We start from the raw sequence: 24,668 nt of genomic DNA, 5'->3' as shown, positions 1-24,668 counted from the left end.
CCAATTCTTTTTCTTTACATATGATCCGGGGCAGAAACGCCAAGGATACCAAGGGAGTGACGGATGACATGAGCCGTTACCGTCACCAGTGCCAGGCGGGCCTCAGCCAGCTTCGGCTCGACGCCCATGATGCGGCACTTATTGTAGAAGCTGTGGAACAGCGCCGCCAAATCATAGCTGTAGCGGGCAATGCGCTGCGGAGCGTAATCAGCCGCAGCCTTTTCCACCTCTTCCGGGTACTCTTCAATCTTCTTGATAAGGTCAATCTCTGACGGGTCCGTCAGCAGGCTAAGTTCCGGCTTATCCCCCAGAACCAATTTCGTCTCTTCCGCCTGGCGGAAGATGCTGCAAATACGAGCATGAGCATACTGGATATAATAAACCGGATTATCGTTGGATTTCTTCTTAGCAAGGTCAAGGTCAAAATCCAACTGGCTGTCTAAGGAGCGCATCAGGAAGAAATAACGGGCAGCATCGGTACCAACTTCTTCCATGAGCTCGTTAAGGGTAACGCTCTGGCCCGTGCGCTTGCTCATCTTAACCAGTTCGCCGCCACGGTAGAGTGCCACCATCTGCAGCAACAGTACCGTCAGCTTCTTCGGATCGTGGCCCAGTGCCTCCATGGCTGCCTTTACGCGGCAGACATATCCATGATGGTCAGCTCCCCAAATGTTGATAAGCCGGTCAAACCCGCGCTCATATTTATTATGATGGTAGGCGATATCGGCAGCCAGATAAGTCGGCACGCCATTATCGCGAATGACCACGCGGTCTTTATCGTCACCATAGGCCGTGGATTTCAGCCACAGTGCGCCATCCTGCTCGTAGATATTGCCATTGTCCTGCAGAATCTTGACGGCCGCTTTAACTGCCTCAGGATGAAGCGTGCGTTCACTGAACCACTTATCAAAGGTGACCTGGAAAGCTGCCAAATCTTCCTTCAGCGCAGCCAGCTTTTCCACATAGGCCAAATCCTGGAAAATCTTCAAGCGCTCTTCTTCCTCCATATTGAGGTATTTATCGCCCTCTTTGGCAATAATGCGCTTAGCTGTATCCACGATATCCTGACCATGGTAGCCATCTTCCGGGAACTCAACGTCACGGCCCAAAAGTTCCAGATAGCGGGCATTTACCGAGCGAGCCAGATTGTTCATCTGATTGCCGGCATCGTTGATGTAGTACTCACTTTCCACCGGATATCCAGCCGCCCGGAGCAGATTGACCAGCGCGGAACCAGCAGCAGCGCCACGGCCATGCCCCACATGAAGTGGCCCCGTGGGGTTAGCACTGACATACTCAACCTGAATTTTCGGCGCATTCTTTGCCGGGAGCTGACCAAAAGACTCACCAGCCTCCAAAATCTTCTGGAAGGAATCGTAAAGGACATTGCCTTTCAAATAGAAATTCAAGAAGCCCGGACCGGCAATCTGCGTGTGATCCAGCCAATCGCCCTCGATTCGTTTCGCCAGCTCTTCGGCAATCTGGCGCGGATTCTTGCGGAACACGCGGGCTGACTGCATGGCAAAATTCGTGGCAAAATCACCAAACTCCTTCTGCGGCGGAACTTCCAAAACGATTTTTGGCAGTTCTCCCTCCGGGAAAACGCCAGCGGCAATCGCATCTTTCGCGGCCTGCTCAATGGCAGCCGAGAGTGTATCTTTGATATCCATAATATCCCCCTAGCCTAAATCTGTCCGACAGGGCAGCTTTCAGTCGTTTTGTTTCTTGTCGTTTGTGATTTGAACCTGCAGCGTATTACTGCTCTGATACCGCCCGTCAATGGCAATATCGTACTCAGCCTCAATGCGCCCCTCCAACAATCCCAGATTCACCCGAAGTCTGCTGGTGCGGATGGACAGCTTCAAATCCCCATAAGGTGTCCGATAGGTGCTGCTTGTCTCAGCCCCTTCCCGAAAGCGCATTTCCTGATGCACGCCGCCTTTTCGCAGGATTACCACTTCCTCGGCGCTAAACTTCAGCACCGTAGAAGTCTTCACCTTCTCATCCAACAGGGCATCTTCATAAAGCACGTAATGCTTTCCGTTCTTCACCGAGTGACGCCCGATTGCCATGGATTCGATGGTATTCTCTTCACCGCTGTCATCCCGCTGGCTGCCGCGTACCCGGACAACGACCGGATTCATTGCGCTCACATAATCACCTCTTCAAAAAACATACTGTACATTATTATAAACCAATGTGCAAGCCTTGCCAACTATATTTTTGAAAAAAGAAAACGGCCCACCATAACGGTGAACCGCTTATTTCAAGGATAAAATCCATTAGGTCCGGAATTTATCAATCTGATGAGCCAGCTGCTCTGCCTGCTCTGCCAAACTGCGGGTTGCTGCCGCAATTTCCTGGGTAGAAGCCGACTGCTCCTCTGTGGTAGCCGATACCGACTGAGCCCGGGAGGCATTCTGGCTGCTGATTTCGGCGATGTTATTCACCGAATGCTGCATGGTCTTCGTGCCCTCGGCAATGCTGCGGAAGTTCGTGGTGACCTCCTCGATTCCCATAGCCAGCGACTGAATGGAAATCTTGATGGACTCGAACACTTCATCGGCACTCTTGACGGAATCCATGCTGCTGGCGACGCTTTCGGCGCTGAGCTCACTAGCTGCCACAGCATCTTTCATGTCATGCTGGATTTTCGTCACCAGCGCTGCAATCTGCTGGGTCGAAGCTGCCGACTCTTCCGCCAGCTTGCGAACTTCATCTGCTACTACCGCAAAACCGCGTCCTGCTTCACCGGCACGAGCAGCCTCAATCGCTGCGTTAAGTGCCAAGAGATTCGTCTGCTCGGCAATACCGGAAATCATTTCGACAATCTTGCTGATTTCATCAGAACTCTTCGACAGCTCCTGAATGGACGTCTTAACCGTCGAAGTGCTGTTGCTGATATTCTGCATGGAATCAACTACCGTATTGATGGCATCGCGGCCAGAGGTGACACTCTCCACCGTCATCTGGGTAACAGAAGAAATTGCCTCCGTATTCATGACAACATTATCCGTACGGCCCGCAATATCCTGAGCGGCTTGGTCAGCTGCCTCAGCTAGTTCCGACTGATTGGCAATGCCCGTGGCAATATCGGTAATCTGCTGAGCCACCTGATTGGAAGCATCTGCCGACTGATGAGAAGCAGCAGTAAGTTCCTCGGCGGAAGCCGAAACTTTTTCTGCACTGCTCTGAATGCTGCTAATAAGGCCACGAATGGTCTGGCGCATATTCTCAAAGCCCCGGGCCAGTTCCCCAAGCTCATCGTTGGTATCCACGGATAGCGGCCGGGAACGAAGGTCGCCGTCGTTAAGAATCCGGCAGTCTTCCCGCAGCGAAATAACCGGTGCTGCCATTCTGCCCGAAACAATCCAAATGATGATGGCGATGGCAATAACCATAACCACACCCACCAGCGTCAACACCCGAACGAGGTTATTGGCGTCAGCACGAATTTCATCCATAGGCGCTACAGAAACGGCCAGCCAGGTGCGGTTGCCCAAATGAATCGGCGTCATAACTGCCTTGGAATCGACCCCGGTGGTAGTCGTGTATTCCGTATCCACCTGCTTATCTTCCTGGATTGCTTTATTATAGCCATCCACTAAGGCTTTATCGATAGTCTTGTTGGATGTTTCCTTGGAAATATCCAGCTTGCCCACATCATCCGGCTGCTGTGCATAAGCGATAACCAGACCTTCCTGGTCAGCGATATAGACACGGCCAGTTTCCATATACTTGATACTGCCCGCAATTTCCGAGATTTCTTCCAGTTCAATGGTACCGTAGACAATACCAACCAAATTGCCATTATCCAGCACCGGATAGGCCATAATGGTAATGAGTTTTCCCGTCGTTCCAGAAACAGACGGACCGGTCATATAGGGCTTTTTCGTCTCGCGAACCTTCTTAATGTAGTCACGGGATGAGCGGTCCATATCTTTTCCGGTCTCGCTATAGGCCTTGCCGTTTACATCGGAATAGGCCAGCATGGCAAATCCTGACGTTTTCGATTTGAGATTGGCCATAATCTTCATGCGCTGTTCGCGGTCACCAGAAATGATGCCCTGATTCATCGCCAACCCTTCAATGGTCATTTCCTTTTCCAAGTAGGTTTTTTCAATCTGCAAGGCTGTGCTTTTTCCGATTTCCCGGGAAATCATATCAGCACTTTTAAACATCGCATTGCTGGACATGTAGTAGCTGATTGCAAAAAACACAAAAAAGCTGCCGACAAACATTGGCAGAAACCCCGCCAAAAACTTTGTCCGTAGGCTGTTTAATTTCATCAACCTAACCTCCTGATTCTCCTCCTCGCCGGATTCCCCAATCCAGCACACACACATCTTCTTAGGAACTCATAAGAAAAGCATTGCACAAATGATAATTTATGCAATGCTTCATCATAAATTCCACATAAAAATCTTACTGCTGTTCGACAGCAATGTCAAGTTCCACCACATGACCAGCCAAGTCCATCTCAACGGTCAAATACTGTGAATCACTAATCTTGACTTGAAAATTTTCTCCTATGGAAAGGGACGGCGTAGAAATATCTACTTCCAATCCCATCCCCGTAAGATTCGTTGCCGCATTGGCTGTGAGCATATTGCTCATTTCGGAAATAGCACTCTGTGCCATTGCATCAAACTCTGCCACCGGCATCCCCATCATCATCGTCGAAGCAATGAATTTTGCCGTATCCTCCGTCATATTATACACAACGTTGCCACGAATCTGTTTGGTAAACCCTACAATAACAGATACGCCCTTGCTCACGGCATTTTGTTCCCTAACATTCATCTTTAGGCGCTTCGGCTCAGGAAATCCCATCTGTGGCATGACAGTTGTGAATGCATCCACAAATGGATTCACTAACTTTGCATCCATCGTATCAATCTCCTTCCGCAAATCCCACATTCATGCTAATATCTCCAATTCGAGTTTTTGCTACGATGCGGAAAGTAGTCAGTTTCGGGCTTGCGATACGGATATTCGTACCACAGATTGTGCCCGGCGGCGTAATGCGCATCTCTTTATCCTTGAATATATCATTGATGTTTGATACACCCCGGCCCACGATAATATTCGCAGACTCTTCTACCGACTCACTAGCCTCCTCTTCCGTAATATCATCCAAACTTTCCCTATCCAACATAATCATAGAAAACTTATGCATGGTATCCGCTTCCATCGAAACGATGGCGCGCCCCACCGGATCCCCCGTCAAGCCAATGATAACCGCTACACCGCTGACATCCAGGAAACGGCGTTCATCCAGCTCGACCTCTACTTCGCTATGCACGCCAACCAAACTGAAAAGCCCCTGTTGCAACGCCCGTGCAAAGGGCTTCGCATAGGACTCGCGAAGTACGGCAACCTTTCCTACTTTGTTCTGGCAAAGAATCATCAGCGTATCAATCAAATCATTGGTATTGATTGGTTTCTGCATGAACGCGCTTATCCCAGCCTCGCGTCCCTTTGCCACCAGGCTGGCATCCTTCATGGCACTGATCATAACAATCTTTGCGTCGGAGTCGATTGCATGGATACGGCGGCTGCATTCAATTCCATCCGCATCCGGAAGATTCATATCCATGGTAACTACAGCCGGCCTATGTTCGGCATAAAGCTGAACGGCCTCAGCTGCATTTGCTGCCGTAGCGCACACTTCAAAGTTGGTCTTTTTAAGATTCCCTTCCAGCATTGCCCGACTGATTTTTGAATCATCGACAATCATCACTTTGACTTTCTCCACAAATGCTCACCTGCTTCTTTTAATATTCAAGACTACGTGACACTATTTCCTTACCTATACTCTTAGGGCTATTCAATTCTCAATAATTAAATTTTCGCTATCCATGACGTAAATCCCTGCTCCTCCATAAAAAAAATAAAATGGCGTCAGATTTTGCTCTGACACCATTGTTAGCCAACCAATCGCCTTATTTTGCCGGAAGGATTTCAATCCAGTACCCATCGGGGTCACTGATGAAATAAATTCCCATAGCTTTATTTTCGTAGCAAATGCAGTCCATTTCCCTGTGGCGCGCATGTGCCGCCTCAAAATCATCCACCGTAAGGGCAAGATGGAATTCATTTTCCCCAAGATTATAGGGTTCCTTGCGCCCCTTCAGCCAGGTCAATTCGAGTTCGTGGGGGGAATTTCCACCATCCCCCAGGTACACCAGCGTAAAATCCGGATTTTCCAAACGATGAACCTCTTTCAAGTCCAAAGCCTTTTGATAGAACGCCAGGCTTTTGTCAAGGTCCAATACATTCAAGTTATTGTGAACAAATTTGAAATTCATAGCATCTCCCCCTAACTTCAACTGTATACTTCCCGATCATTATACCGCCATTGCTCCGTTTTGCCAAAGGAAAATACTCCCAGCGGGATTATATTTCACTGTGCTCCACCGAATCGAATACAGCGGTAATGCTCTGGGAGGGCTTTTTATCCACTAGACTCACCAGATAGATGGCCAGCAGGGAAAATACGAAGCCCGGCACGATTTCGTAAAGGCCGAATAGTGCCAGCTGTTTCCAAACCAGAACAGTCACACCGCCCACGATGATACCTGCCAATACGCCATTGCGGGTAGTGCGCCGCCAAAACAGGCTCATGAGCAGTGCCGGGCCAAAGGCAGCACCAAACCCCGCCCAAGCATAAGCGACCATATCGAGAATAAAGCTATTTGGATTGAGTCCCAAAAAGATGGCCAAGGAAGCAATGACCAAGACCGATGCACGGCTTATCCAAACCAGCTCCTTCTGGTCGGCTTCCTTACGGGTCAGGGTGCGGTAGAAATCCTGGGCAAAGGCCGATGCCGCCACCAACAGCTGAGAAGAAGCCGTACTCATGATAGCAGCCAGCACAGCCGACAAAATAAGGCCTGCCACCACCGGCGGGAACATGGTATTCGTCATCACCAGGAATACGGTCTCCGATTCAGTTCCCTGAAGGGGATCCGCCAAGAACACGCGGCCTGCCATGCCGACAGCCACAGCAGCGGCCAGCGATACCACCACCCAAGTCATAGCGATGCGGGTAGCCTGCTTGATTTCTTTGGAACTGGAAATCGCCATAAAGCGCACCAGAATGTGAGGCTGCCCGAAGTAACCGATGCCCCAGGCCAGCAGGGAAACCAGTTCAATAATCCCCAACACAGAGCCATCCGGTTTAGTAAACGGTTCCAGCATAGAATGCTGGACGCTGTCGATGGCGGCTATAGTCGCCCCCAAGCCCCCCATGGACATGCCTGCCGTAATGGGAACGACCAATATGGCAAAAAACATCATGATGCCCTGGATAAAATCCGTCCGGGAAACTGCCAGGAAACCGCCCACCAAGGTGTAGAACACCACCGAACCGGCACCGATGAAAATGGCATACTGATACGGAATCCCAAAAACCGTTTCAAAAAGCCGGCCTGCCGAAACAAAGCCCGAAGATGTATAGATAATGAAAAAAATCAAGATGAAGATTGCCGGCACCACCCGCAACAGTCCGCTTTTATCCTCAAAGCGGTTCTCCAGGAATTCCGGAAGGGTCAGTGAATTGTTGGCAAGCTCCGTATATTTGCGCAGCCTTGCCGCCACGAAATGCCAGTTAGCCCAGGTGCCAATCGCGATACCGACGGCAATCCAGCCGGCATTAAGGCCTGCCAAATAAGCAAATCCCGGAACTCCCATCAGCATCCAGCCACTCATATCCGAAGCTTCTGCACTCAAGGACGTAACCCAGGCTCCCAATTTGCGGTTCCCCAAAAAATAATCACTCATATTGCGCGTCCGGCGATAGTAATAAACACCGATTGCCATCATGACACCAATATATAAGATGAACATATTGATGATTGCCAAATTATGTGTCAATAGTTTTCCTCCTCAAAATCATGTTACAGGTTTACAATATGTTATACATTATAACCGTAAACTACCCATAAATGCAACTATAATTTATATAGGAGCTATACTGTTTCTGTTATAGTGTACATTTTTATTTTTTTCTGCAAAAAAAAGCTTGCAATCTGTAAAATCTTCTCGTATAATAGCAAAGGTTTTGCGAAAAGCCCCAGAAAAATTGCTTGTATACGCAGATTGCTTCCCACCCGAACAGCAAATATCTGCGCTCTTTTTGTGCGCCCGAATTTATCCAGGCCACATATTTTAGGAGGGAATTACCATGAAAAAGTATGATGTTGCGATTGTTGGCGGCGGCCCAGCCGGAGTCTTTGCCGCTTACGAGCTGGCAGAAAAAAAACCGGAGCTTCGCATCCTGGTTCTCGAAAGCGGCAAGGATATCTACCACCGCGTCTGCCCCATCTCAACGGGCAAAGTAAAAAGCTGCATCGGCTGCAAGCCCTGCAGCATCATGCGCGGCTTCGGCGGTGCCGGTGCCTTCTCCGATGGCAAGTATAACTTTACGACCCAGTTTGGCGGCTGGCTCAACGAATACCTGCCCGATAACGAAGTCATGGACCTCATCAACTACGTTGATAAGATTAACATGAAGCATGGCGCGCCGGCTGAAGTCTTCTCCACCGAGAATTCCAACATCGGCCAGCTGGCCCTGCAGCATGACCTCCATCTTCTCAGTGCCAGCGTCCGTCACCTCGGCACCGAAAACAACCTCAACATGCTCAAAGCTACCTATGAATATCTCAAGGACAAGGTTGAGTTCCGCTTCGAGTGCCCCGTTGCCCACATTCATTCCGATGGCAAGGGCTATAACAGTCTGGAACTAGAAAACGGCGAAACCCTTGAAGCCGATTATCTGATTGTGGCTCCGGGACGTGCCGGTGCTGAATGGTTCTCCAATGAATGTGATGCCCTGGGCCTCCAGCAAGAAAACAACCGCGTCGATGTCGGCGTTCGCGTTGAGGTCCCCGATGAAGTCTGGAACCATATCACTAGCCAGGTCTATGAAGCCAAACTCGTTTACCGCACGAAACGCTATGGCGACCAGGTTCGCACCTTCTGCATGAATCCTCACGGCCATGTTGTCATGGAAAATACCGATGGCATCGTAACGGTCAACGGTCATTCCTACAGTGACCCGAAACTCCAGAGCAATAACACGAACTTTGCTCTGCTAGTCAGCAACCGCTTCACGGAGCCCTTTAAATCCCCACATCAGTACGGCAAACGCATCGCTTCCTTCTCGAACATGCTCGGCGGCGGCATCATCGTCCAGCGCTTTGGCGACCTCATGAAGGGCCGCCGCACCAATGCCCATCGCATGACCAAGAGCTTCACGAAACCGACGCTACAGGCTACGCCAGGTGATTTGTCCCTGGTACTGCCGAAACGTCATCTCGATAACATCATCGAAATGATTCAGGCCCTCAACAACATCGCCCCGGGTATGACCAACGACGACACTCTGCTCTACGGTGTTGAAGTCAAATTCTACAGCTCTCGGGTCGTTCTCTCCCAAGAACTGGAAACCACCCTCAAAAACGTCTTTGCCATCGGCGATGGTGCTGGCGTTACCCGCGGCCTTTCACAGGCTGGTGCCAGCGGCGTCTATGTTGCCCGCCGCATCCTCGACCGGGTAAAATAATCTGTTTTAAAAAACGAGACGTACAAGTCCGCAGTGACTTGTACGTCTCATTTTTATTTTACTCAATCTGCATCTTCAATTTTCTCAAAAGAAATCTCATTCGTATCCCGACTGCGATACTGAATGACCGCCAACAGCAAAAACAATCCCATGATCCCGGCAATCCAGCCGAACATACCGGTAAAACCGATTTCCCCGGCCACCGTTCCCAGCGCCAAAATACCGGTACTCGTGCCAATATCCAACATATTGTAGAAGGTTGCACTGGCGGCACTATGACGGTCCGGCCGCACCTGATTGAGCATCCAAGTCAAAAGTGCCGGTAACAGGGCGCCAGCTCCTAGGCCATAAAAAGCCGATGCCACCAACAGCCAAACCAACGACGGAGCCCAAATCAAAAGCCCCAAAGCTGCCAAATAGGAAACTGCCCCAGGAAGAACCACGGCAAAGGCACCATAGCGGTCTAAGAGTCTGCCACCAAAGGGACGGGATATAAAGATAAACAACGTGCCGACTACAAAGAAAAGGCCAGCTCCTTCAATCCCCTTTTCTGCGGCCAGCATGGCAATGAAGGTGTTGACGCTGCCATAGCCAGCACCAAACAAAACGGTCAGCAGGGCCGGCCCCCCAGTATTGCTTTCACACAAACGGTTGCGGATAGAAGAATGGATGGGCGGAACTTCTGGAAGTTCCGATACCGGCTTTTTCCCTCGGCAGATATAGGCAAAGAACAGTGCCAGCACCGAAGCAGCTATCGAGGATAAGAAAAGATCTGCCGCCCCTTCGGACAAAAGCCACAGCCCTAAAGCTGGAGCCATGGCCATGGCTACGGTACTGCCTAAACCGAAATAGCCGATGCCTTCCCCCCGGCGGGAAGCCGGAATTACATCGGCAGCCAGCGCCGCAGCAAATGTCGTCGACAGTCCAAAGCCGAAGCCATGAATTACCCGGGCAAACACCAAGGCATTGATATTGGCAAACAGCATATAGCCTAGCGTAGCCAAAACACAAAGGACGAGGCCAACATACAGGCAAAGTTTCTTGCCAAAGGCCCGCACGCCTGTATCCGTAAACAAGCGGATAAAAATCGCCGAATAACCAAAAATACCGCCAATCAATCCCATCTGCAATCCCGTAGCCCCAAGGCTTGCCGCATACAAGGTAATCGTCGGCAGCAAAAAATGAAAGCTAGCAAACAGCAAGCCATTTGCCGCAATCAACGCACCAAAATTCCGTGTCCATAATTTTTCTTTTGTCAAAACGATATCGCTCCTTTCTGTAATTGACCCGTCAATTACAATAACCTATTATAATATGTAATAATTGACATGTCAATTTTGTCGTTATTAGACGACTGACAAAACACCTGCATAAAAAAAACAGCCTGTCTAAGACAAGCTGCTTGGTAAGGTAAGTCATCCACAAACGCCACTATGCACCAGTCAATTGCCGGTCAAAGCTTTATCGTACTGTTGGGCCACTGCCAGCACAAACTGTTGGCATACCTTTGCCGATTCTGGCTGAAATTCTTCTGCCTGGAATTCCGTATTGGACAATATGCGGATGCCCAGGAAAGGAATCCCGTACTGCTGACAGATTTGTGCTGCCGAATTGACTTCCATATCTTCACAGGATGAGCCAAACTGGTTGTGCGAAAATTGCAGACGTGCCTTTTGCCGGTTCCAGGTATTGCAGCTGGCGATACAGCCAGCCACCACCCGGCCCCGTTTGTAGTCCTTGGCCACAACTTGTGCCGCTGCCAACAGCTTTTCATCCCCAGGATAATAGACGGCTTGAGGGACAAAAGACTGAGTTCCCTCATCGTAAGCATAAGAACCCATAAGCTCCATGTGCCGCCAATCCACAAAATCTTCCTGTGCACTGCGATAGGAGCTGGCATCAAAGGAACGCCGGCCCAATACGATATCGTAGGCCTTCAGTTCGGGGTCATGACCGCCCGCAGTTCCCTGGCTTATCACTGCCGTAGGACGGAATTTTTCGATCCCCAGCGCCGTAGCCGCCGCCGCATTGGTCATGCCAATGGAAGTCACAGCCACCACCAGATTCACTTCTTGGTACTTGCCTTCAACGAAGCGCCACTGCCCCACGAACTGCTCCTGCGGGTCTGTTAAAGCCTCCAGCAGCAGTTCTGTTTCCATATTCATAGCGCCTTCAATCATTATCTTCCGGGTATCCATTTTCTCCGCCCCTTTGCCGAAATTCAATCGTTACGACATAGACTGTACTCCCCTTGGCCGGAACTTGTCAATACATAATTTGCCGCCATGAGAATCCCGGCAATAAACTGCTGCCGCAGAGCATAATAATCCTGGGCCTTGCCACCAGCTTCAATCCAATAGGCACCATGAACATCAAACCGCTGCTGCCAGCAAAAATGGGTCTCGCTTTTGTCCGTGACGATGTTCACCCCATCACAGGGCATGCCATCTAAGGTACAATCATCAATCCGCCGATAGCACTCGCCAGCCGTACTGTTTTTCCCCGCTGCTTTTTCCGCACCAAAGGTATACGCCACAGCCTTCAAGTCGTCCAGCCGCTCTTCATGACCAGTCAGGATTTTCACAACCAGCTTGGCATAACGCTTTTCCACGCTTTCAATGCGGCCGCTGAGCCAGCCGTGAATATTGGCTTCATCGATAATCTCCTCTAGGGGACGCCCCTCACTTTGAACATAATCCGCTCCTGAATCCAGCCAGCCTTCCTGCACTGCCTTATCTGCCATGCGGCGCAAAAGTTCTTCCTGCACCATTATCTTTTCATACATTCGATAGTGAATCGGCCCTAAAAAAGCACTCATTCTATTACCTCCCTTTCGTATTTAAAACTATACGGAAAAATGGGGAGGCCGTCTGTAAAAAATGTTACAAGACAAAAAAGCTGTCCCCCCTTCAAGGAAGACAGCTTTTCCTATTCTGCTTAAAGATAACGCAGCCAAACGTATACATTTGCCATAATAATCGTCAGCACCATAACCGGGAACGCCACTTTCATGAACCCCAGGAAGGAAATCTGACGACCACGCTGTGCTGCCATCGAGGCAACCACAACGTTAGCACTGGCACCAATCAAAGTACCATTGCCCCCCAAGCAAGCACCAAGTGCCAGCGACCACCAGAGCGGGTCAAGATTGGTAAGGCCCATCTGCCCCATATCCTGAATCAAGGGAATCAGGGTGGCGACAAAGGGAATGTTATCGATAAAGGCTGAAGCGATAGCACTCATCCAGAGAATCAGCACTGCCGTAGCCGTGACATCCCCATTGGTGAGCTTGATGGCCTCAGCCGCCAGCATCTTGATAACCCCCGTTTCCACCAAAGCGCCTACCAGTACAAACAGACCGGCGAAGAAGAAAATAGCCAGCCACTCGACCTTCGAGAGGACTTTGGCAATCATCGCCTCATTGCGGGTGAAGGTAATGAGCAGCAACAAGCCTGCTCCCGTAAGAGCAGCTGTAGCCGTTTCCAGCCCCAACGCCCCATGCATGACAAACAGGGAAATCGTAATGAAGATGACAAACAGGCATTTTTTCAGCAGCTTCACATCGGAAATCTGGCTTTTGGCGTTAAGACGCATAACCTTTTCCTGCAGATCCGGCTGGGTCTTGAGACCTTTGCCATAAAGCAGGATGAGGAGTGCCTGGACGACGATGAAAATAGCAATCGATACCCCAGTCATATTCATGACAAAATCCATGAAGTTAAGGCCTACAGCACTGCCAATCATGATGTTTGGCGGATCACCGATAAGGGTAGCTGTACCACCGATGTTCGAAGACAGAATCTGCGAAATCAGATAAGGTTTGACATCTACCTTGAGCTGGGCGGTGATGCTGAAAGTAATCGGCACCGTCAGCAGGACCGTCGTGACATTATCCAGCAAGGCGGAACAAACCATTGTCAGCGTCGACAAGGCCACCAGCAGCGCAATAGGACGAGCCTTTACCTTTTTGGCCGCCCAAATGGCCAGAAAGTTGAAAAGTCCGGTCTCACTGGTGATATTGACGATAATCATCATACCCATTAAGAGCCCTAAGGTATTAAAATCAATGTGATGAATAGCAGTTTCCTGACTGATGATCCCGCATAGTATCATCAGCATAGCTCCGAAAATACCGACAATCGTACGGTGAACCTTCTCGGAAATAATCAGCGCGTAAGCAGTAACAAAAATGATAACTGCCACGGTTGTGCTGCTCAGCAATACAATCCACTTCTTTCTTTACTTATACTGGTTCAAATTTACTGGTTCTTCTTATATTTCGGGACCAGCACGATGTTTTCCCCATCACGCTTGATCTTGAACGAATACTTCTGGATTCCCCCACGGAACAGCTCCATTTTCAGTTGTAGCAGAGCCTTGCCCAATTCTTCGGTAAGTTCCGGTGTAAAACCGGCCTTGCCGAGCTGAGCTGGCGGTTCGATACCGGCGCGCTCGCGGCGCTTCTGCTCAGCAGCTTTCTCCGCCTTGATGAAGGTGTCCTCCAGCGAGGCCTCCTCCACGTAGTTCTGGAACATATCCTTATCTGTAAGGCCTTTTGGTATCTTGCTCATCTTATCCCTTCTTTACTTTCGCCCAGCTGTCACGCAAGCCAACCACTCGGTTGAATACGAGTTTATCCGGCGTAGTATCCGGGTCCACGACAAAATAGCCCGTGCGCAGGAACTGATAGTGGGTACCTGCCGCCGTAAGCTTGACACTGGGTTCAATCCACGCATTTTCAATCGTCTCCAGCGAATTCTTGTTGAGCGCCTCCAGAAAATCAGACGGAACGTTGCCGTTCTCATCCGACTCGATGAGGTAATCATAGAGGCGTACTTCCGCTGGCAGCGCCGTCTTGGCAGCAACCCAGTGAATCGTACCCTTGATTTTACGGCCAGCAGTTGCTCCGCCGGTCTTTGAATCCAGATCAGCCGTACAATGAAGCTCTATTATCTGGCCATTTTCATCTTTGATTACTTCCTCGCATTTGATGATGTAGGCGTGTTTGAGACGAACCTCGCCACCCGGTTTGAGGCGGAAGTATTTCTTCGGCGGCTCTTCCATGAAGTCTTCCTGCTCGATGTAGATTTCCCGCGAGAACGGCACAAAGCGGCGGCCGCCATGCATCGGGTTGTTGTCAGCCAGCAGATACTCCTCTTTATCCTCCGGATAGTTGGTGATAACGACCTTCAGCGGACGCAGCACCGCCATGACGCGGTCAGCATTCTCATTGAGGTCATCGCGGACGCAATGCTCCAGCATGCTGACATCTACCAGGCTGTCTGCCTTGGCCACGCCGATTTCTTCGCAGAACTTGCGCAGGGATGCCGGCGTATAACCGCGGCGGCGAAGTCCCGAAATCGTCGGCATGCGGGGGTCATCCCAACCGCTGACGAAATGTTCTTCCACCAACTGACGCAGTTTGCGCTTACTAGTAACCGTATTGGTAAGATTCAACCGGGCAAACTCAATCTGACGGGGACGGGTGTTGGCATCAAAGCCCAGGGACTCCAGCAACCAATCATAGAAGGGACGATGCTCCTCAAATTCCAGCGTGCAGACCGAATGGGTAATCCCCTCAATCGCATCGGAAAGCGGATGGGCAAAGTCATACATCGGATAGATGCACCAAGCATCCCCCGTGCGATGATGATGGGCATGGGCGATGCGGTAGATAACGGTATCCCGCAGGACCATATTCGGCGATGCCATATCAATCTTAGCGCGCAGAACCTTTTCCCCATCGGCGAATTCGCCAGCCTTCATGCGGGCAAACAAATCCAGGTTCTCCTCAACACTGCGGTTGCGGTAAGGGCTTTCCTTGCCGGGTTCCGTAAGGGTTCCGCGATAGGCACGGATTTCATCTGCCGACAAGTCATCCACATAAGCCAAGCCTTTTTTGATGAGCTCACAGGCATATTCATAAAGCTTGTCAAAGTAATCCGATGCATAGAACATGCGGTTCTGCCAGGAAAAACCAAGCCAATGAATATCTTCCTGAATGGAATCCACGTATTCCGTATCTTCCTTAGTCGGATTCGTGTCATCGAAGCGAAGATTGCAAAGGCCATGGTTGTGCTCGGCCAGACCAAAATTCAAGCAAATCGACTTGGCGTGGCCGATATGGAGATAACCATTCGGCTCAGGTGGGAAACGCGTATGAATACCTTCCGTATACTTTCCGTTCTTCTGGTCTTCCTCAATCGCATTCTGAATAAAGTTGGAAGCGATCGTCGTATTCTCTGCCATTTGATTCTCTCCTTTATAAATCCACACGGTCTTCTGCCGCGCATTTTTCCTTGATATATTCCCGCAAACGGCGGATGCCCTTATCCAGGCCTTCCTGTTCCGGCAGGTACTTGATAATCAAATCAACGTACCCTCGTTCCACCATTTTGCGAAGGGTCCAGCTGTAATTGATGTCATACACCCACATGAGCCGCACGAGTTTCCGGTCTCCATGAGTCCGCAGACGATGGTAATCCGCCTGTTTTCCCTCGGCAAAATCCCGAACAAAATCCGGACTTACCAACTGGCTGGCATCGCTAGGAACAAAGTTTGGCGCTTTTTGTGCTCCATCCGGTGCCAGATACGGCGAAAGGACGCGGTAAATATCGAGCTTGTCCGCATCCCGCAGCAAACGGGCAAAAACCAGTTTGCGATGGTCATCCGTCGCTTCGATTTCCTTCTTATTGTGGTTGCGGATGGCGAAGCGAACCACCGCCTCGTCTTCTAGCGACAGTTCCGCCATATAGGGCATTTCCTCGGACAGCACCTTTAACCCCAGGTCTGCATGATCTTCGGACTGCGCATCGTTAAAGGTCTTATAAATGCTGTACTGACGAAATCTGCCCACATCATGGAACAGCCCCATGACCTCTGCCAATTGAACATCATGGTCATTCAGCTGCAAATGCTGGGCCAGTTCCCTTGCGATTTGGGTGACATAGCCCGTATGAATCATCTTGATGCGTATGCCTTGCATGACTTCTTCGTCATCCGTAACAAACTGCGCCATATAATCATCCATCCAGCTATGCATTTTTTTTAGTAATTCTTCCATTACTCGTCTTCCTTACTAACCAATCTGGACACTGCATGAAAACATTATACTACGAAGGGAATTGTCACGCAATATCGTGAAATTCCCCGCAATTTTCCTCGCCTATCAATTTTCAATCAGGATATGAAGCTTGCGCAAATCCTCACGGATTGCCTGCAGGGTTTCCTCATCGGGAACCCTCACAGTATGCATATGAACTCCGCCAGTCACCACCAGCAGCGGATTGGCCTGGCACTTCTGCATCTTAGACAAAAAGGCCCGGATATCCCGGCGATTTTCCAGCAGCAAGTCGCCGCGAATCGGACCGTAAAGCGGATGCTCCACGATAACATCCAGCACCGCACCGCCATTGTCGACGATGGCCAGCAGCTCCTGTTCCATACCGGCAGCATCATGCTGGCATACCAAGGTAACCATCTGGCTTGCCTGGCCCTGCTCCTGGGGCAAGATGTAGCCCCGCGGCGTGGCGAAAATCTGCACGCCCTGGGCCCGCAGAATACTGATATCGCCGACAATAATCTGGCGGCTGACACCAAATTCCCGGGACAGCTTCGTTCCCGTCAGCGGCTGCTCCGCTTCCTTCAGGCGTTCAAACAATTTTCTCCGGCGTTCTTCCGTATTCATGCACAAACCCCTTTCCGCGATAACGATAAAAAAAAGGCTGCCCTAACGGCAGCCTATACATTTCAATGGTGGGCGATAACAGGATCGAACTGCTGACATCCTGCTTGTAAGGCAGGCGCTCTCCCAGCTGAGCTAATCGCCCGAAATGGTGACGCGTATGGGATTCGAACCCATGAAGCCGCCGTGAAAGGGCGGTGTCTTAACCACTTGACCAACGCGCCATATGGCTCCTCGAGCAGGATTCGAACCTGCGACAGCCTGATTAACAGTCAGGTGCTCTACCGGCTGAGCTATCGAGGAATAACTCTGTGACACTCTCGTGTCGACAAAAAGTATTATACGGGATTTTCCAAAATAATGCAACCCCTTTTTTAAAAAAAATCCCGATTTTTTTAAATTTTGTCGTGACGCAAATCTTCGGCGATTAATTCTTCCAATCTTCCCACCGTCATATCCTTTTCTGAATAGACCGTAATGCCGTTTTTCATCAACAGAGCAGCGGCCACTCCCTGGCCCTTGATTTTCTTGCCATCAAAATGGCCGCTGTGAATCTTCTTGACGCCACAGGAAGGGCTGCCCTCTTTCAGGATGGCCACTCGCGCATGATAGGCCTCAGCTATTTTGAGGATTTTATCGGCTCCTGTCATAAGATAATTGGTCGTATCCATACCGTTCTCATCCACGACACGAGCTTTGCCCATCAATACTTTCTTACCGGTTCCCTCCTGGATTTCCATGGGGGGACGCGGTACTGGCAGCATGGCAAAGCACTCCGGACAGACGGCAATAAAGCGTCCCCGTTCGTTGTATTTCAGCAGGAGCTCATTGGTATTGGCTCCGCCATTGAATTTTACTTTATGTCCCAGCAAGCAGGCACTTACCAAAATCATCGTTTATACCCCTTTCTTATCCCAAATTGCTGAACGGTTACTCCCAGCTTCTTAACCAAGGATTCCAAACTATCCATGGACATCTCCTGACCAGCCGCCATAGGAATACAAGCGCAGGTACGGGCATCATCCAGTGCATTGTGATGATTAAACGCAATCTGCAGAAACTCTCCCACCGTGTTTAGCTTATGATTCTCCAAATCCGGCCAGACCTTGCGGGCTATCGCCACCGTATCGCAATAGGCAAAATCCGGATTGGCCAATCCGTATTTTGCCAGACAGGCCCCCAGCACCCCCATATCGAAGCGGGCGTTATGCGCTACTACCATGCGGCCTTCCAAGTGCTGGCAAAGCTCCGGCCAAATCTGCGCAAAATCCGGCGCATCCACAGTATCTTCCCGCGTTATCCCATGAATGCGGGTATTGAAATAATTATACCGGTTAGCCGGCGGCTGAATCAGCGTATAGTAGGAATCATAAAGCTTTCCGTCCTTAACCTCAACTACAGCCACACTACAGGCCGAATCCCTGGATGCCGTTGCTGTCTCAAAGTCAATGGCAGCAAAATTCATCATTTGTTGTTTTTTCCTTCTTTCCCAAATACAATAGATAAATCCGCCTCAATACATAGCTGCGACTGAGACGGACTCTATTCGGTCTTCATTGACCGGAACTATTTCTTATTTCTTTTTGCTTTTCAGATATTCATCGATAGCAGCGGCTGCCTTACGGCCAGCCCCCATAGCAAGGATTACCGTAGCGGCCCCCGTGACGATATCACCACCGGCAAACACGCCCGGTTTGGAGGTGGCGCAGGACTCTTCATCCGCCTCAATATTGCCGCGTTTCGTCGTAACCAGGCCCGGCGTCGTATGGGCAATGATCGGGTTTGGCCCCGTACCAATCGACACGATGACCGTATCGACGGGCAGTTCGAACTCCGAACCTTCCACCGGAACCGGACGACGGCGGCCAGAATCATCGGGCTCACCCAGTTCCATGCGGATGCACTTCATGCCGCTGACCCAGCCATCTTCGTTGCCGAGAATCTCCACCGGGTTGTTGAGCAGTTTAAAGTCAATGCCCTCTTCCTTGGCATGCTCCACTTCTTCCTTACGTGCCGGCAGCTCTGCCTCACTGCGGCGATATACGATATAGACATGCTCAGCCCCCAGGCGCAGTGCCGTGCGGGCAGCATCCATGGCTACGTTGCCGCCGCCGATAACAGCGACATTTTTGCCCACTTTAATCGGGGTTGCATATTCGGGGAACTTATAGGCCTTCATGAGATTGCAGCGGGTCAGGAATTCGTTGGCGGAATAAACGCCGTTAAGGCCTTCCCCCGGAATCCCCTGGAAACGCGGCAGACCGGCACCAGTGCCGATAAATACCGCATCAAAGCCCTCTTCTTCCATGAGCTCATCCACGGTGAACAGGCGGCCAGCGACAGAATCAAGCTCGAACTTAACCCCGAGTTTCTCGATGTTTTCGATTTCCTTTTTGACAACCTTATCCTTCGGCAGACGGAATTCCGGAATGCCGTAGGACAACACACCACCGGCTTTGTGCAGCGCCTCAAAGACCGTGACCTTATAGCCCTTCTTGGCAAGATCCCCAGCACAGGAAAGGCCGGAGGGGCCGGACCCCAGTACAGCAACCTTCTGGGCGTCAGCTGCAAATTCGATGGGCTTTACTTCCTCATTCTTGGCCATATAACGGTCAGCAACGAAGCGCTCCAGACGGCCGATGCCGACCGACTCGCCCTTCTTAGCCAGTACGCAGTACTTCTCGCACTGGTTTTCCTGGGGGCAGACGCGGCCGCAGACAGCGGGCAGGGCATTGGCTTCCTTGATTTTCTCGATAGCACCATCAAAATCGCGCTCTTTGATTTTGCCAATGAATTCCGGAATATCCACCGATACCGGGCAGCCCTTGCGGCACTGCGGGATCTTGCAATGCAAGCAGCGTTCTGCCTCGGCCACAGCCGTTTCTTCATCGTAGCCAAGGGCTACCTCATCAAAGTTATGGGCACGGACTTTCGGATCCTGTACCGGCATTTCGTGTTTTTTCAAAGACAGAGCCATTGCTTACTTCCTCCCCAGTCCGATGTTGCAGATATGTTCTTTTTCCTCGGTCTCGAGGTCGCGATACATGCGCTGGCGGCTCATAAGTGCCTTGAAATCAACCAGATGTCCATCAAATTCCGGGCCATCGACGCAGGCAAACTTCGTCTCATCGCCTACCTGCACACGACAGCCGCCACACATGCCCGTGCCATCAACCATAATCGGGTTGAGGCTGACCACCGTATGGATGCCGAGCTCACGCGTGCAGTCGGCAACGCTCTTCATCATGATAACCGGGCCGATTGCCGTAATCTGGGCAATCTTTTCGCCACGCTCCACCAGTTCCTGCACCGCATAAGTGACAAAGCCCTTGATGCCGCGGGAACCATCATCGGTGGTGATGAGGATTTCATCGGTGATTTCCTTCATTTCATCTTCCATAATCAGAATGTCTTTCGTCTTAGCACCCATGATGGCAATGACCTTATTGCCAGCCTCTTTCATGGCCCGGGCAATGGGGAAAGTCGGCGCTACACCGATACCGCCCCCCACGACGACAACAGTACCATCAAATTTTTTGATTTCCGAAGGCTGCCCCAGCGGACCGACGAAATCCACAATGGATTCTCCTTCTTCCACAGCGGCTAATGCCATAGTCGATGCCCCAATGACCTGGAAGACGATATTGACGACACCGGTTTCACGGTTAAAGTTCGCAATCGTCAGCGGAATGCGCTCGCCCTTTTCATCTACGCGCAGAACGATAAACTGCCCTGCCTGGGCCTTCTTAGCGACGCGCGGTGCATCAATATCCATCGAGAAGACATTCGGGGAAAGCTCCTCTTTCTTCAGGATTTTAAACATGTTTCACTCTCCTAAAATATAACCTAACCTCCGCAAACACAGCGGATTTGTTTGCAAACCTTACAATGTGGCAAAGACACCAGCCAGGTATTCCTCAAGATTCGTGCGGATTGGCATCAAATAGATATTGGCGTCATTCTTTTCCGCCCACGCTTTAACTTCGCGGGAAAAAGCCACACTCCACTCAAGGCCTGGCTCAAAGGCCTTAGGGAATACCACGTTATTCTTACGCTCCCAATAACTCTGCGAACCAGCAGTCATGACCGGCGATACACCCCAGTATACGTTCAAACCATCCAACATGTCCGCATACATCTCCAAATAACGCATATCGTAAAAGGGTTGCGTAAAGAAGCCCTTGGCCCCTGCCTGTACTTTGCGATGAACCCGATAGAGTTCCTCCCGCATGGAGCTTCGATACTGGTCAATGCCGGCATAGACATCAACCTCAGGCATCTCCTCACGGAATTTGCGAATGACATCGGTGCTTTCCGTCGGATAGACTGCATGGGTCATGCGCTGGGGTGGGTCACCTTCGATGACCAGCACTTCCCGGATATCATGTTCCCGCAAATAATCCTTCATCGGCAGCTCCTCACCAAGGTTTATGTCCATAGCGCGGATGTGCGGCATCGCCTGAGGGAAGTATTCCTTAGCCATAGCCGCGCCCTGCCAGCTGCGCGTTTCAAAGCGCAAAAGGTCGGGGATATTGATGACATCAATCTTGTCCTTGTACTGCTGTAAAAGCGCGAGTTCCGCGCGCAGCGATTCTTCATCGCGTGGCACCAGCTCAACCGATACACGTTTCATAGGCAGCCTCCAGATAATTTTTCTACTGGTTATTAGTTACATAGATTATATTGTAAAATGTTTTTATGGATTTTGCAAGTAGATGCCCAATGGTTTAGATAAACTTGATTAATCATAAAATAAGCGCATTGAGAAATCACCTCTCAATGCGCTTATCCTTTCACTTGTCACATAAAGCGACACGAGGATTAAAAGAGTCCCGTAATCTTGCCGCTTTCGTCAATATCCATATTCTCAGCCGCTGGCTTCTTGGGAAGGCCCGGCATCGTGAGGATATTTCCCGTCAGAGCAACGATAAATCCTGCCCCGGCAGCGATGCGAAGTTCCCGCACAGTAATGGTAAAGCCGCTGGGGCGTCCAAGCTTCGTGGCATCATCTGACAGGGAATACTGGGTTTTCGCCATGCAAACCGGCATCTTATCAAAGCCCAGGGCTTCGATTTCCTGCAACTGTTTCTTAGCTGCTGCCGTGAAGTTCACACCATCGGCACCGTAAATCTCCCGTGCGATAGCCGTGATTTTCTCTGGAATCGACTGCTCTGTCTCATAGATGAAATGGAAGTTCTTCTGCTTGGCAAAGGCCTCTTCCACTTTCTCCGCCAGTTTCAGGCCACCTTCGCCGCCTTTAGCCCAAACCTCCGACAAGGCGACTTCGGCGCCAAGCTCGTTGCACTTCTTCTCGACAAAATCCAGTTCTTCCTTCGTATCCGTCGGGAAGGCATTGATGGCAACCACTGCCGGCAAGCCAAACTTCTGGATGTTTTCAATATGCTTGGTAAGGTTGGCCAGCCCCTTTTCAAGGGCTGCCATATCGACATGGTCAAGCTCTTTCTTATCCAGACCGCCATGCATTTTAAGGGCGCGAACCGTCGCCACAATGACCACCGCATCGGGATGGATGCCAGCAAAGCGGCACTTGATGTCGAGGAATTTCTCGGCACCGAGGTCCGCCCCGAAACCAGCCTCCGTGACTACGTAATCGGCAAACTTCAGGGCAAACTTCGTCGCCATGACGCTGTTGCACCCATGGGCGATATTAGCAAACGGCCCGCCATGAATAAAGGCCGGCGTTCCCTCAAGGGTCTGCACGAGATTCGGCTTGATGGCATCTTTAAACAGCAGAGTCAAAGCTCCCGTTACATTGAGCTCCTTGGCCCGTACAGCCCGGCCATCCCGGGTATAGGCGACGACGATTTCTCCCAGGCGCTTTTTCATGTCCTCAAGACCCGAAGCCAGACACAGGATAGCCATCATCTCCGAGGCCACCGTAATATCAAAGCCAGTCTCCCGAGGCACGCCATGTGCCTTGCCCCCCATGCCGATGACCACATGGCGCAGGGCACGGTCGTTAAGGTCTAGCACGCGTTTCCAAACTACTCGGCGCACATCGATATCCAGAGCATTCCCCTGCTGGATGTGGTTATCGATGACAGCAGCCAGTAGGTTATGAGCCGTCGTAATCGCATGGAAGTCCCCGGTAAAGTGCAGGTTGATATCCTCCATCGGTACCACCTGAGCATAACCACCACCAGCGGCGCCGCCTTTGAGGCCAAAGCAAGGCCCCAGCGACGGTTCACGCAAGGCAACGGCCACCTTCTTCCCCTGCTTATGGAAGGCATCGGCCAGCCCTACACTGGTCGTCGTCTTGCCTTCCCCAGCCGGCGTCGGATTGATGGCCGTCACGAGAACCAGCTTACCATTGGGACGATCCTTGACCTTTTCCCAAGCAGCCAGCGTGATTTTCGCCTTGTACTTGCCATAGAGTTCCAGTTCATCTTCCGAGATTTCCAGTTTCTCGGCAATTTTCCGGATGTCCTGCATCTCTGCTTCCTGAGCAATCTCCACATCAGTTTTCATTAGGCTTTCTTCTCCTCTGTTTGTTTCCGTGAAAGATATTCGGTTATTTATTTGCAGGCTGCCTTTTCGGCCGCCTTGACAACATTCTGCATGAGCATAGCCACCGTCAGGAGTCCTACACCTCCCGGCACTGGCGTAATTGCTCCGGCCACTTCCTTGACAGCCTCAAAGTCCACATCACCCACAAGTTTTTTCGGGGCAATGCGGTTGATGCCGACATCGATAACGGTGGCACCCGGTTTTACCATATCCGCCGTGACAAAGTTCGGCTTGCCGATAGCAGCCACCAGGATATCCGCCTCCCGCGTAATCTCCGCCAAGTTCTCCGTATGGGAATGACAGATGGTCACCGTGGCATTCTTGGCCAGCAGCAGGTGCAGCATGGGCTTGCCCACGATATTGCTGCGGCCAATGACCACTGCCCGCTTACCATCTAGGGGAATGTCAGCAAGTTCCAGCATGCGGATACAGCCTGCTGGCGTACAGGGAACCAGTCCATCCTCGCCAGTTACCAGCCGTCCTACGTTGACCGGATGGAATCCATCCACGTCCTTGGCCGGGTCGATGCGATTGAGGATTTCCGCCTCGTCTTTGGCAATCTGTGCCGGAAGCGGCAGCTGTACCAAAATGCCATGGATGCGCTTATCGAGATTGAGTTCATCAATCTTGGCGATAAGCTCCTGTTTCGATGTCGTCTCCGGCATCTCCACCACTTCCGAATAGATTCCCAAAGCCTCACAAGACTTATTCTTATTGCGGACATAAACCTGCGACGCCGGATTGCTGCCGACAATGATGACGGAAAGTCCCGGATTCACACCGTATTTTTCCCGCAAGGCTTCGGCCCGGCGGCCGGCATCCTCCTTGAACTGCTGTGCAAAGACTTTTCCTTCGAGAATTCTCGCTGACATAGAGTCCCTCCCAGAT

General features: G+C 50.9%; 23 protein-coding genes and 3 tRNA genes. 1 reads left to right on the top strand and 25 read right to left on the bottom strand.

What is annotated here, in order from left to right; all coding sequences use genetic code 11:
* Nucleotides 1-14: 14 nt before the first annotated feature.
* From argS to putP, 7 genes are all read right to left on the bottom strand, one after another.
* Nucleotides 15-1,670, bottom strand: a complete 1,656-nt coding sequence (gene argS, locus BLQ36_RS05100) for an arginine--tRNA ligase (RefSeq protein ID WP_074514353.1) — start codon at nucleotides 1,668-1,670, stop codon at nucleotides 15-17.
* 39 nt (nucleotides 1,671-1,709) lie between these two features.
* Nucleotides 1,710-2,144 carry a DUF1934 domain-containing protein gene (locus tag BLQ36_RS05095; RefSeq protein WP_074514351.1) on the bottom strand — a complete coding sequence of 145 codons (435 nt, stop codon included), beginning with the start codon at nucleotides 2,142-2,144 and terminating at the stop codon, nucleotides 1,710-1,712.
* Nucleotides 2,145-2,282: 138 nt separating this feature from the next.
* A complete protein-coding gene (locus BLQ36_RS05090; RefSeq protein ID WP_074514350.1) occupies nucleotides 2,283-4,289 on the bottom strand; it encodes a methyl-accepting chemotaxis protein in 2,007 nt (668 codons plus the stop codon).
* Between the two features lie 136 nt (nucleotides 4,290-4,425).
* Nucleotides 4,426-4,890, bottom strand: coding sequence for a chemotaxis protein CheX (locus tag BLQ36_RS05085; protein WP_074514512.1), 465 nt, complete (start codon nucleotides 4,888-4,890; stop codon nucleotides 4,426-4,428).
* A 4-nt stretch (nucleotides 4,891-4,894) separates the two neighbouring features.
* Nucleotides 4,895-5,758, bottom strand: coding sequence for a response regulator (locus tag BLQ36_RS05080; RefSeq protein WP_074514348.1), 864 nt, complete (start codon nucleotides 5,756-5,758; stop codon nucleotides 4,895-4,897).
* Between the two features lie 187 nt (nucleotides 5,759-5,945).
* The gene (locus tag BLQ36_RS05075; protein ID WP_074514346.1) at nucleotides 5,946-6,311 is read right to left on the bottom strand and encodes a VOC family protein; all 366 of its coding nucleotides are present in this window, start codon (nucleotides 6,309-6,311) and stop codon (nucleotides 5,946-5,948) included.
* Between the two features lie 88 nt (nucleotides 6,312-6,399).
* Nucleotides 6,400-7,878 carry a sodium/proline symporter PutP gene (gene putP, locus BLQ36_RS05070; protein ID WP_074514345.1) on the bottom strand — a complete coding sequence of 493 codons (1,479 nt, stop codon included), beginning with the start codon at nucleotides 7,876-7,878 and terminating at the stop codon, nucleotides 6,400-6,402.
* Nucleotides 7,879-8,188: 310 nt separating this feature from the next.
* Here putP and BLQ36_RS05065 point away from each other — a divergent pair, with 310 nt between their 5' ends.
* The gene (locus tag BLQ36_RS05065) at nucleotides 8,189-9,568 is read left to right on the top strand and encodes an NAD(P)/FAD-dependent oxidoreductase (protein WP_074514343.1); all 1,380 of its coding nucleotides are present in this window, start codon (nucleotides 8,189-8,191) and stop codon (nucleotides 9,566-9,568) included.
* A 62-nt stretch (nucleotides 9,569-9,630) separates the two neighbouring features.
* On the opposite strand, the gene BLQ36_RS05060 is transcribed toward BLQ36_RS05065, so the two are convergent.
* The 18 genes from BLQ36_RS05060 to folD all read right to left on the bottom strand — a co-directional run bounded on the left by BLQ36_RS05060 (nucleotide 9,631) and on the right by folD (nucleotide 24,652).
* Nucleotides 9,631-10,827 carry an MFS transporter gene (locus BLQ36_RS05060; RefSeq protein WP_074514341.1) on the bottom strand — a complete coding sequence of 399 codons (1,197 nt, stop codon included), beginning with the start codon at nucleotides 10,825-10,827 and terminating at the stop codon, nucleotides 9,631-9,633.
* 183 nt (nucleotides 10,828-11,010) lie between these two features.
* Entirely contained in the window at nucleotides 11,011-11,766 is a 756-nt protein-coding gene (mtnN, locus tag BLQ36_RS05055) for a 5'-methylthioadenosine/S-adenosylhomocysteine nucleosidase (RefSeq protein ID WP_074514510.1), read from the bottom strand.
* Between the two features lie 23 nt (nucleotides 11,767-11,789).
* Complete coding sequence (locus BLQ36_RS05050; RefSeq protein ID WP_074514340.1) at nucleotides 11,790-12,386, bottom strand: hypothetical protein; 597 nt, start codon at nucleotides 12,384-12,386, stop codon at nucleotides 11,790-11,792.
* A gap of 119 nt (nucleotides 12,387-12,505) precedes the next feature.
* On the bottom strand, nucleotides 12,506-13,789 hold the full coding sequence (locus tag BLQ36_RS05045; RefSeq protein ID WP_074514338.1) for an ArsB/NhaD family transporter: 1,284 nt from the start codon (nucleotides 13,787-13,789) through the stop codon (nucleotides 12,506-12,508).
* Nucleotides 13,790-13,827: 38 nt separating this feature from the next.
* The gene (locus BLQ36_RS05040; protein WP_074514336.1) at nucleotides 13,828-14,139 is read right to left on the bottom strand and encodes a hypothetical protein; all 312 of its coding nucleotides are present in this window, start codon (nucleotides 14,137-14,139) and stop codon (nucleotides 13,828-13,830) included.
* Between the two features lies 1 nt (nucleotide 14,140).
* The gene (locus BLQ36_RS05035; protein WP_074514335.1) at nucleotides 14,141-15,817 is read right to left on the bottom strand and encodes a glutamine--tRNA ligase/YqeY domain fusion protein; all 1,677 of its coding nucleotides are present in this window, start codon (nucleotides 15,815-15,817) and stop codon (nucleotides 14,141-14,143) included.
* Nucleotides 15,818-15,830: 13 nt separating this feature from the next.
* The gene (locus BLQ36_RS05030; RefSeq protein WP_074514333.1) at nucleotides 15,831-16,631 is read right to left on the bottom strand and encodes an HD domain-containing protein; all 801 of its coding nucleotides are present in this window, start codon (nucleotides 16,629-16,631) and stop codon (nucleotides 15,831-15,833) included.
* A 105-nt stretch (nucleotides 16,632-16,736) separates the two neighbouring features.
* Nucleotides 16,737-17,255: a transcription repressor NadR gene (locus BLQ36_RS05025; protein WP_074514332.1), complete on the bottom strand. Its 519-nt coding sequence runs from the start codon at nucleotides 17,253-17,255 to the stop codon at nucleotides 16,737-16,739.
* Nucleotides 17,256-17,321: 66 nt separating this feature from the next.
* Nucleotides 17,322-17,397: transfer RNA gene (locus BLQ36_RS05020), tRNA-Val, on the bottom strand.
* A gap of 4 nt (nucleotides 17,398-17,401) precedes the next feature.
* Nucleotides 17,402-17,476, bottom strand: a tRNA-Glu gene (locus BLQ36_RS05015).
* Between the two features lie 3 nt (nucleotides 17,477-17,479).
* A tRNA-Asn gene (locus BLQ36_RS05010) sits at nucleotides 17,480-17,555 on the bottom strand.
* A 92-nt stretch (nucleotides 17,556-17,647) separates the two neighbouring features.
* The gene (locus BLQ36_RS05005) at nucleotides 17,648-18,145 is read right to left on the bottom strand and encodes a DUF523 domain-containing protein (RefSeq protein WP_074514330.1); all 498 of its coding nucleotides are present in this window, start codon (nucleotides 18,143-18,145) and stop codon (nucleotides 17,648-17,650) included.
* Complete coding sequence (locus BLQ36_RS05000; RefSeq protein ID WP_081342229.1) at nucleotides 18,142-18,720, bottom strand: 3'-5' exonuclease; 579 nt, start codon at nucleotides 18,718-18,720, stop codon at nucleotides 18,142-18,144. The genes BLQ36_RS05005 and BLQ36_RS05000 overlap by 4 nt, the downstream gene beginning before the upstream one ends.
* Nucleotides 18,721-18,825: 105 nt before the next feature.
* Complete coding sequence (gene gltA / locus BLQ36_RS04995; RefSeq protein WP_074514328.1) at nucleotides 18,826-20,229, bottom strand: NADPH-dependent glutamate synthase; 1,404 nt, start codon at nucleotides 20,227-20,229, stop codon at nucleotides 18,826-18,828.
* A gap of 3 nt (nucleotides 20,230-20,232) precedes the next feature.
* Nucleotides 20,233-21,075: a sulfide/dihydroorotate dehydrogenase-like FAD/NAD-binding protein gene (locus BLQ36_RS04990; protein ID WP_074514326.1), complete on the bottom strand. Its 843-nt coding sequence runs from the start codon at nucleotides 21,073-21,075 to the stop codon at nucleotides 20,233-20,235.
* A gap of 60 nt (nucleotides 21,076-21,135) precedes the next feature.
* Nucleotides 21,136-21,885, bottom strand: a complete 750-nt coding sequence (locus BLQ36_RS04985) for a methylenetetrahydrofolate reductase (RefSeq protein ID WP_074514325.1) — start codon at nucleotides 21,883-21,885, stop codon at nucleotides 21,136-21,138.
* A gap of 188 nt (nucleotides 21,886-22,073) precedes the next feature.
* Nucleotides 22,074-23,741 (bottom strand): formate--tetrahydrofolate ligase, encoded by a 1,668-nt coding sequence (locus BLQ36_RS04980; protein ID WP_074514323.1) that lies wholly within the window; start codon nucleotides 23,739-23,741, stop codon nucleotides 22,074-22,076.
* A 47-nt stretch (nucleotides 23,742-23,788) separates the two neighbouring features.
* The gene (folD, locus tag BLQ36_RS04975) at nucleotides 23,789-24,652 is read right to left on the bottom strand and encodes a bifunctional methylenetetrahydrofolate dehydrogenase/methenyltetrahydrofolate cyclohydrolase FolD (RefSeq protein ID WP_074514321.1); all 864 of its coding nucleotides are present in this window, start codon (nucleotides 24,650-24,652) and stop codon (nucleotides 23,789-23,791) included.
* Between the last annotated feature and the right edge of the window lie 16 nt (nucleotides 24,653-24,668).

Origin of the sequence: Selenomonas sp. WCT3 (genome assembly GCA_900100835.1) — a bacterium.
Taxonomy (GTDB): domain Bacteria; phylum Bacillota; class Negativicutes; order Selenomonadales; family Selenomonadaceae; genus Selenomonas_A; species Selenomonas_A ruminantium_E.
This window is presented reverse-complemented; position numbering and strand designations above follow the sequence as displayed.

Coding starts and splice junctions, on each gene's coding strand:
- argS (WP_074514353.1), bottom strand. CDS start 1,670: ATGGATATCAAAGATACACTCTCGGCTGCCATTGAGCAGGCCGCGAAA.
- BLQ36_RS05095 (WP_074514351.1), bottom strand. CDS start 2,144: ATGAATCCGGTCGTTGTCCGGGTACGCGGCAGCCAGCGGGATGACAGC.
- BLQ36_RS05090 (WP_074514350.1), bottom strand. CDS start 4,289: ATGAAATTAAACAGCCTACGGACAAAGTTTTTGGCGGGGTTTCTGCCA.
- BLQ36_RS05085 (WP_074514512.1), bottom strand. CDS start 4,890: ATGGATGCAAAGTTAGTGAATCCATTTGTGGATGCATTCACAACTGTC.
- BLQ36_RS05075 (WP_074514346.1), bottom strand. CDS start 6,311: ATGAATTTCAAATTTGTTCACAATAACTTGAATGTATTGGACCTTGAC.
- BLQ36_RS05065 (WP_074514343.1), top strand. CDS start 8,189: ATGAAAAAGTATGATGTTGCGATTGTTGGCGGCGGCCCAGCCGGAGTC.
- mtnN (WP_074514510.1), bottom strand. CDS start 11,766: ATGGATACCCGGAAGATAATGATTGAAGGCGCTATGAATATGGAAACA.
- BLQ36_RS05050 (WP_074514340.1), bottom strand. CDS start 12,386: ATGAGTGCTTTTTTAGGGCCGATTCACTATCGAATGTATGAAAAGATA.
- BLQ36_RS05040 (WP_074514336.1), bottom strand. CDS start 14,139: ATGAGCAAGATACCAAAAGGCCTTACAGATAAGGATATGTTCCAGAAC.
- BLQ36_RS05035 (WP_074514335.1), bottom strand. CDS start 15,817: ATGGCAGAGAATACGACGATCGCTTCCAACTTTATTCAGAATGCGATT.
- BLQ36_RS05030 (WP_074514333.1), bottom strand. CDS start 16,631: ATGGAAGAATTACTAAAAAAAATGCATAGCTGGATGGATGATTATATG.
- BLQ36_RS05025 (WP_074514332.1), bottom strand. CDS start 17,255: ATGAATACGGAAGAACGCCGGAGAAAATTGTTTGAACGCCTGAAGGAA.
- BLQ36_RS05005 (WP_074514330.1), bottom strand. CDS start 18,145: ATGATTTTGGTAAGTGCCTGCTTGCTGGGACATAAAGTAAAATTCAAT.
- BLQ36_RS05000 (WP_081342229.1), bottom strand. CDS start 18,720: ATGATGAATTTTGCTGCCATTGACTTTGAGACAGCAACGGCATCCAGG.
- gltA (WP_074514328.1), bottom strand. CDS start 20,229: ATGGCTCTGTCTTTGAAAAAACACGAAATGCCGGTACAGGATCCGAAA.
- BLQ36_RS04990 (WP_074514326.1), bottom strand. CDS start 21,075: ATGTTTAAAATCCTGAAGAAAGAGGAGCTTTCCCCGAATGTCTTCTCG.
- BLQ36_RS04985 (WP_074514325.1), bottom strand. CDS start 21,885: ATGAAACGTGTATCGGTTGAGCTGGTGCCACGCGATGAAGAATCGCTG.
- BLQ36_RS04980 (WP_074514323.1), bottom strand. CDS start 23,741: ATGAAAACTGATGTGGAGATTGCTCAGGAAGCAGAGATGCAGGACATC.
- folD (WP_074514321.1), bottom strand. CDS start 24,652: ATGTCAGCGAGAATTCTCGAAGGAAAAGTCTTTGCACAGCAGTTCAAG.